The organism is Lentzea miocenica (assembly GCF_033949945.1).
Taxonomy (GTDB): domain Bacteria; phylum Actinomycetota; class Actinomycetes; order Mycobacteriales; family Pseudonocardiaceae; genus Lentzea; species Lentzea miocenica.
Window position 1 is genome coordinate 125240 of the sequence record NZ_JAXAVW010000032.1, and the last position, 8371, is coordinate 133610.

The 8371-nt window shown below is 68.7% G+C and carries 7 protein-coding genes; 4 read left to right on the forward strand and 3 right to left on the reverse strand.

Annotated features, from left to right (window positions below; genetic code table 11):
* The first annotated feature begins 22 nt into the window (after positions 1-22).
* Positions 23-2302, forward strand: coding sequence for an RNA degradosome polyphosphate kinase (locus SK803_RS33915; RefSeq protein WP_319970263.1), 2280 nt, complete (start codon positions 23-25; stop codon positions 2300-2302).
* Positions 2302-3219 carry an NUDIX hydrolase gene (locus tag SK803_RS33920; RefSeq protein WP_319970270.1) on the forward strand — a complete coding sequence of 306 codons (918 nt, stop codon included), beginning with the start codon at positions 2302-2304 and terminating at the stop codon, positions 3217-3219. The genes SK803_RS33915 and SK803_RS33920 overlap by 1 nt, the downstream gene beginning before the upstream one ends.
* Before the next feature lie 962 nt (positions 3220-4181).
* Here the strand turns inward: SK803_RS33920 and SK803_RS33925 are convergent.
* The 3 genes from SK803_RS33925 to leuC form a co-directional block, all read right to left on the reverse strand.
* Complete coding sequence (locus tag SK803_RS33925; protein ID WP_319970264.1) at positions 4182-4838, reverse strand: HU family DNA-binding protein; 657 nt, start codon at positions 4836-4838, stop codon at positions 4182-4184.
* 185 nt (positions 4839-5023) lie between these two features.
* Positions 5024-5626, reverse strand: coding sequence for a 3-isopropylmalate dehydratase small subunit (gene leuD, locus SK803_RS33930; RefSeq protein ID WP_319970265.1), 603 nt, complete (start codon positions 5624-5626; stop codon positions 5024-5026).
* Between the two features lie 2 nt (positions 5627-5628).
* Positions 5629-7035: a 3-isopropylmalate dehydratase large subunit gene (gene leuC / locus SK803_RS33935; RefSeq protein WP_319970266.1), complete on the reverse strand. Its 1407-nt coding sequence runs from the start codon at positions 7033-7035 to the stop codon at positions 5629-5631.
* Between the two features lie 73 nt (positions 7036-7108).
* On the opposite strand from leuC, the gene SK803_RS33940 reads away from it, so the two are divergent.
* Positions 7109-7810 (forward strand): IclR family transcriptional regulator, encoded by a 702-nt coding sequence (locus SK803_RS33940; protein WP_053736944.1) that lies wholly within the window; start codon positions 7109-7111, stop codon positions 7808-7810.
* Between the two features lie 241 nt (positions 7811-8051).
* A complete protein-coding gene (locus SK803_RS33945) occupies positions 8052-8279 on the forward strand; it encodes an SHOCT domain-containing protein (RefSeq protein ID WP_319970271.1) in 228 nt (75 codons plus the stop codon).
* Positions 8280-8371: the final 92 nt, after the last annotated feature.

Sequence of the window (8371 nt, forward strand, 5' to 3'; positions counted from 1 at the left end):
CTTCCGGCGATAGTGCGGAACAATGCGGGGCGTGAGCACGGACGACAGCGACGACAAGGCGAACCCCTCCCGACGCCGCTCAACGCGCAGCAAGGCGGCGGCGACCCCGCAGAAGCAGCCTCGCGCGGCTACCAGGCGGGCCTCCAACCCACCGCGGCGGAAGACCCAGCCGACCCAGCCGATCGCGACGCCGGTGCGAGGTGTTCCCTCCGCACCACCCGCGGTGACGTCGAGCGTCCTGCCCACCGACCTGCCGGACGACCGGTATTTCAACCGTGAACTGTCCTGGTTGGACTTCAACGCCCGCGTGCTGGCGCTGGCGGAGGACTCCTCGCAGCCGCTGCTGGAGCGCGCGAAGTTCCTCGCGATCTTCGCCTCGAACCTGGACGAGTTCTACATGGTCCGGGTCGCGGGGCTGAAGCGGCGTGCGGAGACCGGTCTCACGGTGCGCAGCGCGGACGGGCTCACGCCGCTCGAACAGCTCCAGTCGATCTCCAAGCGCTCGCAGGAACTCGTCGAGCAGCACGCCCGCGCGTTCCTCGACCACATCCGGCCCGGGCTGGAAGAGCACCGGATCAGCATCGTGACGTGGGGCGACCTCACGGACTACGACCGTTTGCGGCTCTCCAACTACTTCAGCGAGCAGGTCTTCCCGGTCCTCACGCCACTGGCGGTGGACCCGGCGCACCCGTTCCCTTACATCTCCGGGCTCTCGCTGAACCTCGCGGTGACCGTGCGCGACCCCGAGGGCGGCGGTGAGCGGTTCGCCCGCGTGAAGGTGCCGGACAACGTGCCGCGGCTGGTGCGGGTGGAGGCGGACCGTTCGTCCTCCTCCGCGACTTTCCTGCCGCTGGAGGAACTCATCGCCGCGCACCTGGGCGAGCTGTTCACCGGCATGGAGGTCATCGAGTGCCACGCGTTCCGCGTGACGCGCAACGCGGACCTCGAGGTCGAAGAGGACCGTGACGAGGACCTGTTGCAGGCGTTGGAACGCGAGCTCGCGCGGCGCCGGTTCGGCCCGCCGGTGCGTCTCGAGGTCGCCGACGACATGACCGAGCACATGCTCGAACTGCTGCTGCGGGAGATGGAGGTCGATCCGCACGACGTCGTCACGGTGCCCGGCCTGCTCGATCTGTCGTGCCTGTGGCAGCTCTACGGCATCGACCGCAAGACGTTGAAGGACCCGGCGTTCGTGCCGGCGACGCACCCGGCGTTCGGTGAGCGCGAGACGCCGAAGAGCGTTTTCGCGACGCTGCGCGAGGGCGACGTCCTCGTGCACCACCCGTACGACTCGTTCTCCACGTCGGTGCAGCGGTTCATCGAACAGGCGGCCGCCGACCCGCACGTGCTCGCCATCAAGCAGACGCTGTACCGCACCTCCGGCGACTCGCCCATCGTGGACGCGCTGATCGACGCGGCCGAGGCGGGCAAGCAGGTCGTCGCGCTGGTGGAGATCAAGGCGCGCTTCGACGAGCAGGCGAACATCAAGTGGGCCCGCACGCTGGAGAAGGCGGGCGTGCACGTCGTCTACGGCCTGGTGGGCCTCAAGACGCACTGCAAGACGTCGTTGGTCGTGCGCCAGGAGGGTTCGACGATCCGGCGCTACTGCCACATCGGCACCGGCAACTACAACCCGAAGACCGCGCGGCTGTACGAGGACGTCGGCATCCTGACCGCCGAGCCGACGATCGGCGCGGACCTCACGGATCTGTTCAACGTGCTGACCGGCTACGCGCGCCAGGACGAGTACCGCTCGCTGATGGTCGCGCCCTACGGCGTCCGCAAGGGCATCGTGGACCGGATCAACCTGGAGATCGAGCGCGCACAGGCGGGTGAGCCGTCCGGCGTGCGGATCAAGGTGAACTCGCTCGTGGACGAGCAGGTCATCGACGCGCTGTACCGGGCATCACAGGCGGGCGTGCCCGTCGACGTGATCGTGCGCGGCATCTGCGGCCTGAAGCCGGGCATCAAGGGCCTGTCCGAGAACATCAAGGTGCGCTCGATCCTCGGCCGCTTCCTGGAGCACTCGCGGATCTTCCACTTCGTCGCCTCCGACGAGTACTGGATCGGCAGCGCGGACATGATGCACCGCAACCTGGACCGCCGCGTCGAGGTGGCCGTGCGCGTCATCAGCCCCCGCCTGGCCGCACAGCTGGCGGACGTCTTCACCTCGGCGCTCGACCCGCAGACGCGCTGCTGGGTGCTGCGTTCTGACGGAGAATGGGAAGCATCGCCGTCCGACGGTTCGTCGGTGCGCGACCATCAGATGGATCTGCTGCACAAGCACGGAGCTCTTGGGTGATCAAAGCTGCTGGGGCGGTGCTCTGGCGCGAGGCCGACGGTGACGTCGAAATCGCGGTCGTGCACCGCCAGCGTTATGACGACTGGTCCCTGCCGAAAGGAAAACTGGATCGCGGCGAGACGATCCCCGCCTGCGCGGCGCGTGAGGTCCTGGAGGAAACCGGGTACTCGTGCGTGCTGGGACGGTTCCTGAAGCAGATTTCCTACACGGTCGGAGGCGACGCGAAGACCGTCGACTACTACGCCGCGGAGGCCGTCTCCGGTTCGTTCACGGCCAACGACGAGGTCGACTCGTTGCGCTGGCTGCCGATCGCCGACGCCTCCTCCCTGCTGACGTACTCCCACGACCGGACCGTGCTGGCGGAGTTCGGCCGGCTGCCCGCGGACCTGTTGCTGGTGTTGCTGGTGCGGCACGCGAAGGCGGGCAAGCGGTCCGAGTGGAACGACGACGACGATCTCCGCCCGCTGTCCGACGCAGGCTGGAAGCAAGCCTCGGCACTGCGGTCGCTGTTGCCCCTGTGGGCACCCGCCCGCGTCCACACGGCGCCCAGGGTCCGTTGCGTGGACACCGTGCGAGGCGTGGCCGAGGACCTTTCCGTCGACATCGTCGAGGAAGCGCGACTGTCCGAGGAGGGCTACTGGCCCGACCCGGACGCCGGCCTCGTGCGACTGCTGGAGGTGGCCGCGCAGGAGGACCGGGCCGTCGTGTGCTCGCAGGGCGGCGTGATCCCGTCCGTGGTGCAGTCGCTGGCCGAAATGGGCGGGCTGCGGCTCGACGAGTACCCCTGCAAGAAGGGCAGCGTGTGGGTGCTGGCCTTCACCAGGCCGTTCGGCACCTGGTCCACTTCGGACTCACCTTCGCGCTGGCCAACGCTGGTGTCGGCGCACTACCTGGCCTCGCCGCTGCCCCGCCCCTGAGGGGTGCCTGCAGACGTTTTCAGCCGCCGTCTCTCCGGCTCGACAAAAGTTCGCCTCTGGCAACCAAGTCGGGTGGAGAGGCGGCGGTTTCGCTTGTGAGGGAGGTGTTCGCAGGCGTGGCGGCGTTATTTCTATTGGGGTGACAGGCGTTCCCGGGACCCGGTCCGGGACGTCGCGGGAACGCCCTCGGGGACTTCACGGAAAAGCGCAGACCCCGGCAAATTTCTGGCCGTCTCACTAGTGGCGAGGGTACGACCGGGACGCTTGGCGGACCGCCATTGGACGTTTCCGGAGCAGGGTCACGCGTTCCCGTTTACGTCTATGTCGGCGGCCGAGGCGTCCGCGTCACGCCCGCGCCGCGAACACCGGTCCGCTGCCTTCCAAGCAGGTCAGGGGCTTCTTCCGGCGCTTGTCGCGGCATTCCAGGCATATCAGCGACTTACGCCGAAACCCGCAGCAGCGCCGTCCGGAGCGCCGGGCGGAACGGCAGCTCAGGCGTGCGGCGCCTCTCCTGCCACGCATGACCTTCCCGGTCACCCTCAGCCGCTTCCCAGGCGTGCCAGCGCCTTCCCGAGGCCCGCGCTACGCCTCCCAGACCAGCCGGGAACATCCGCCGCGAACGCCTGTCAGCCGCCTTCCAAGCAGGTCACAGGCTTCTCGCCGCACCCGCCGACGCTTCCCAGGTATGTCAGCGCCTTCCCGAGGCCCCACGGCCCGACCCCGGAACGCGGACCGAACAGCCGCCCCAGGCGTGCCGCGCCTCCCCTGCCCCACTTGACCTTCCCGGCCGCCCCCGGCCGCTTCCCAGGCGTGCCAGCGCCTTCCCCAGGCCTCCGCCACGCCTCCCAGCCAGGGCAAGCAACCCCAGAACCCGGACACGCGGAAGGCCCCGGTGTGCGCACACCGGGGCCTTCCGCGTGGTTCTTGAAGTGGCGCAGCCTCCTACTGAGAGGAGGCCCGTCTCACTTCTTCTTGGCAGCCGTCTTGCGAGCCGCGGGCGCCTTGGCGGCCGTGGTCTTCGCGGCGGGCTTCGCCGCAGCCGTCGTCTTGGCGGCAGCGGGCTTCTTGGCCGCGGTCGCCTTCGCTGCCGGCTTGGCGGCGGTCTTCGTGGCGGTCGCCTTCGCGGGCGCCTTGGCTGCTGCAGCGGGCTTCGCGGCAGCGGCCGTGGTGGTGCGACGGGTCGCGGGCGCCTTGGTGGCGGCCGCGGCCGTGCGGGTGCGCGTCGTGGTGGTGGCGCGCGTCGTCGTCGCCCGAGTGGCCGGAGCCTTGGCAGCAGCGGGCTTCGCGGCCGCAGCGGCGGCGGGCTTCGCGGCAGCCTTGGCCGCAACGGCCTTCGGCAGCTTCTTCGCGCCGCTGATGACGTCCTTGAACGTCGAGCCGGGGCGGAACGCGGGCACGTTGGTCTTCTTGACCTTCACGGTCTCGCCCGTGCGCGGGTTGCGCGCGGTGCGAGCCGCACGGGCGCGCTTCTCGAAGACGCCGAAGCCCGTGATGTTGACTTTCTCGCCCTTGTTGACGCTTCGCACGATCACATCGACGAGACCGTCAACTGCAGCACCGGCGGTCTTCTTGTCTCCGAGGCGCTCGGCGAGCGCCTCGATGAGCTGGGCCTTGTTCACTTCCAGTCCCTCCCAGGACGCTCACGGCCCTAGCGTCGGGCCGACTAGAACGCAACGGTAGGCCCAAATCGCGAGAAATACCAATCGCCACGCCAAATTTTTCGTTGTGGCGTGGCTAATTGCGCCCCTTCGAGGGACAGGAGGCGCCGGATTCGCCCCGCTGAAGGGGAGAATCCGGCCCCTTCTCAGACCGCCGGAAGCGGATCCGTTGTGGGCAACCAAGTCTGGCGATTGCCCTCGAATCCGCTGATCTCGGCCTCGTGGCGCAGCGTCAAAGCGATGTCGTCGAGGCCTTCGAGAAGGCGCCAGCGGGTGTAGTCGTCGATCTCGAACGGGGCAACCAAGTCCTTGGCGCGAACGGTCTTGTCGGTGAGGTCCACGGTGACCGGCGTGCCGGGTTCCGACTCGAGCAACTTCCACAGCAGCTCGACATCGGACTGGCTGCACTGCGCCGCCACGAGACCCTGCTTGCCCGAGTTGCCCCGGAAGATGTCGGCGAAGCGGGACGACACGACGACGCGGAAGCCGTAGTCCATCAACGCCCAGACGGCGTGTTCCCGAGAGGACCCGGTGCCGAAGTCAGGGCCCGCAACGAGGACGCTGCCCGACTTGAACGGCTCCTGGTTGAGGATGAAGTGCTCGTCGGAACGCCAGGCGGCGAAGAGCCCGTCCTCGAACCCGGTGCGGGTCACGCGCTTGAGGTAGACGGCCGGGATGATCTGGTCGGTGTCCACGTTGGACCTGCGCAGCGGCACACCGACGCCCGTGTGGGTGGTGAAGGCATCCATGGTCAGTTCTCCAGGTCTGCGGGGGCCGAGAGGGTGCCGCGCACGGCCGTGGCGGCGGCGACGAGCGGTGACACGAGGTGCGTCCGGCCGCCCTTGCCCTGCCTGCCCTCGAAGTTGCGGTTGGAGGTCGACGCGCTGCGCTCACCCGGCGCGAGCTGATCCGGGTTCATGCCAAGGCACATCGAGCAGCCGGCCTGCCGCCACTCGGCGCCCGCGTCGAGGAAGACCTTGTCCAGGCCCTCGTCCTCCGCCTGTTTGCGCACCCGCATCGAACCGGGCACGACCAGCATCCGTACTCCTGAAGCGACGTGCTTCCCCTTGATGACGTCCGCGGCGGCCCGCAGGTCCTCGATGCGCCCGTTCGTGCAGGAGCCGAGGAACACCGTGTCCACGCGGATGTCGCGCAGCGGCGTGCCGGGCTCGAGGCCCATGTACGTCAGCGCCTTCTCGGCGGCCACGCGCTCGTTCTCGTCCGCGATCGCCTCGGGGTCGGGGATGTTCGCGCCGAGCGGCAGACCCTGCCCGGGGTTCGTGCCCCACGTGACGAACGGCGTCAGCACGTTCGCGTCGATGTGCACCTCGGCGTCGAACGACGCGTCGTCGTCGGTGCGCAGCGTCTTCCAGTATTCGACGGCCGCGTCCCAGTCCGCGCCGGACGGTGCGTGCGGGCGCCCCTTGATGTAGTCGAAAGTCGTCTCGTCCGGTGCGATCATGCCGGCGCGCGCGCCCGCCTCGATCGACATGTTGCAGACCGTCATGCGCGCTTCCATCGACAGGTTCTCGATGGCGCGGCCGCGGTACTCGAGCACATAGCCCTGTCCGCCACCGGTTCCGATCTTCGCGATGACCGCGAGAATGATGTCCTTCGCCGTGACGCCGGGACCCAGGTCGCCGTCGACGGTGATCGCCATCGTCTTGAACGGACGCAACGGCAACGTCTGCGTCGCCATCACGTGTTCCACCTCGGACGTGCCGATGCCGAACGCCAGCGCGCCGAACGCGCCGTGCGTGGACGTGTGACTGTCGCCGCACACAACGGTCATGCCGGGCTGCGTAAGACCGAGCTGCGGGCCCACCACGTGGACGATGCCCTGCTCCACATCACCCATCGGGTGCAGGCGCACGCCGAACTCCGCGCAGTTGCGGCGAAGCGTCTCGACCTGCGTGCGCGACACGAGGTCCGCGATCGGCTTGTCGATGTCGACGGTGGGGACGTTGTGGTCCTCGGTGGCGATCGTGAGATCGGCCCTCCTCAGCCCGCGCCCGGCGAGACGCAACCCGTCGAACGCCTGAGGACTGGTGACTTCGTGGAGCAGATGGAGGTCGATGTAAAGGAGGTCCGGCTCCGCACCACTGCCGTGGCGCACAACGTGTGCCTCCCACACCTTCTCCGCGAGCGTGCGACTCATCGCGACATCTCCCACATCATGGACGTGCCGACAGATCTGGACTTCTCACTGTCTGGGAAGTTAGTATCGGCTTGTGGGACAGCATAGCGGGATCGGCGTGCTGGACAAGGCAGTGGCCGTCTTGAACGCCGTAGCAAAAGATCCGTGTGGCTTGGCCGAGTTGTGCAATCGCACCGGCCTTCCACGAGCGACCGCGCACCGCCTGGCCGTGGGCCTCGAGGTGCATCGGTTGCTGCGCCGAGGCTCTGACGGCCGCTGGCGTCCTGGCGCCGCGCTCGCCGAACTGGCAGGCGGTGCGACGGACCCGTTGCTGGACGCGGCTTCCTCAGTACTGCCACGCCTGCGCGACATCACGGGCGAAAGCGTGCAGCTGTACCGCCGCGACGGCATGCAACGCGTCTGCGTCTCCTCGGCCGAACCGCCTTCCGGCCTGCGCGACACGGTGCCCATCGGCGCGAGGCTCCCCATGACCGCCGGCTCGGGCGCCAAAGTCCTTGCCGCGTGGTCGGACCCAGGCACCCAACGCGCCGTCCTCGCCGACGCCGTCTACGGCGAACGCACGCTCCTGGAAGTCCGCCGCCGTGGCTGGGCCCAGAGCGTGGCCGAACGAGAACCAGGCGTGGCATCGGTCTCAGCCCCGGTCCGCGACTCCTCGGGCGCGGTCGTGGCAGCGGTCTCCGTCTCGGGCCCGATCGACCGCATGGGCCGCCGGCCGGGAGCTCGCTGGGCCGCCGATCTACTGGCGGCAGCAGAGGCTCTCCAGAGCCGCCTCTAAAGCACCAACGCCGACTGTGGCCGCTACTCCTGCCGGGAGGGCGGCCACAGTCGTTTGAGCCCTACGACACGCCGCGGCATTGCGCACGACACGCGGTCTTGACGTGTCTCAACTGGTGAGTGCTCCCGGTCCGCCGAAAGACCGAACCCGAGCCTCCGCGAGTTCCTGTGATCGGCGGCGCCGCACCGACGAGGAGCCTCTGCCGCGAGCCACCCGAGCGAGCTTCGACGGCCACGTGGGCATGATCGCCGTCACACCGGTGCGTTTCCTGGCCTTGAGCGACGTCGACGATCTCCCCGCTTTCACCGACGCCCTCCGCGACGCGGTGCGCAACGCCACAACGCCCGCACAAGCACCTCGACAAGACGTCCTGGCACAGATAGCCAAACTCGCCGACTTGCACGCGGCGGGCATCCTCACCGCAGAAGAGTTCCAATCCAAGAAAGCCGAACTGCTGAACCGGCTATAGCCCCCGGCGCATTTCCCGCCCCCACTTCCCGGCCGGGAAACCTACGGGGGGTCCGGGGGCGAAGCCCCGCCGGCTGGGGGTCTGGGGGCTCG

Bases quoted from the DNA above. Each gene is read 5' to 3' on its own strand.
- SK803_RS33915 (WP_319970263.1), top strand. From the start codon at position 23: ATGCGGGGCGTGAGCACGGACGACAGCGACGACAAGGCGAACCCCTCC.
- leuD (WP_319970265.1), bottom strand. From the start codon at position 5,626: ATGGATGCCTTCACCACCCACACGGGCGTCGGTGTGCCGCTGCGCAGG.
- leuC (WP_319970266.1), bottom strand. From the start codon at position 7,035: ATGAGTCGCACGCTCGCGGAGAAGGTGTGGGAGGCACACGTTGTGCGC.
- SK803_RS33945 (WP_319970271.1), top strand. From the start codon at position 8,052: ATGATCGCCGTCACACCGGTGCGTTTCCTGGCCTTGAGCGACGTCGAC.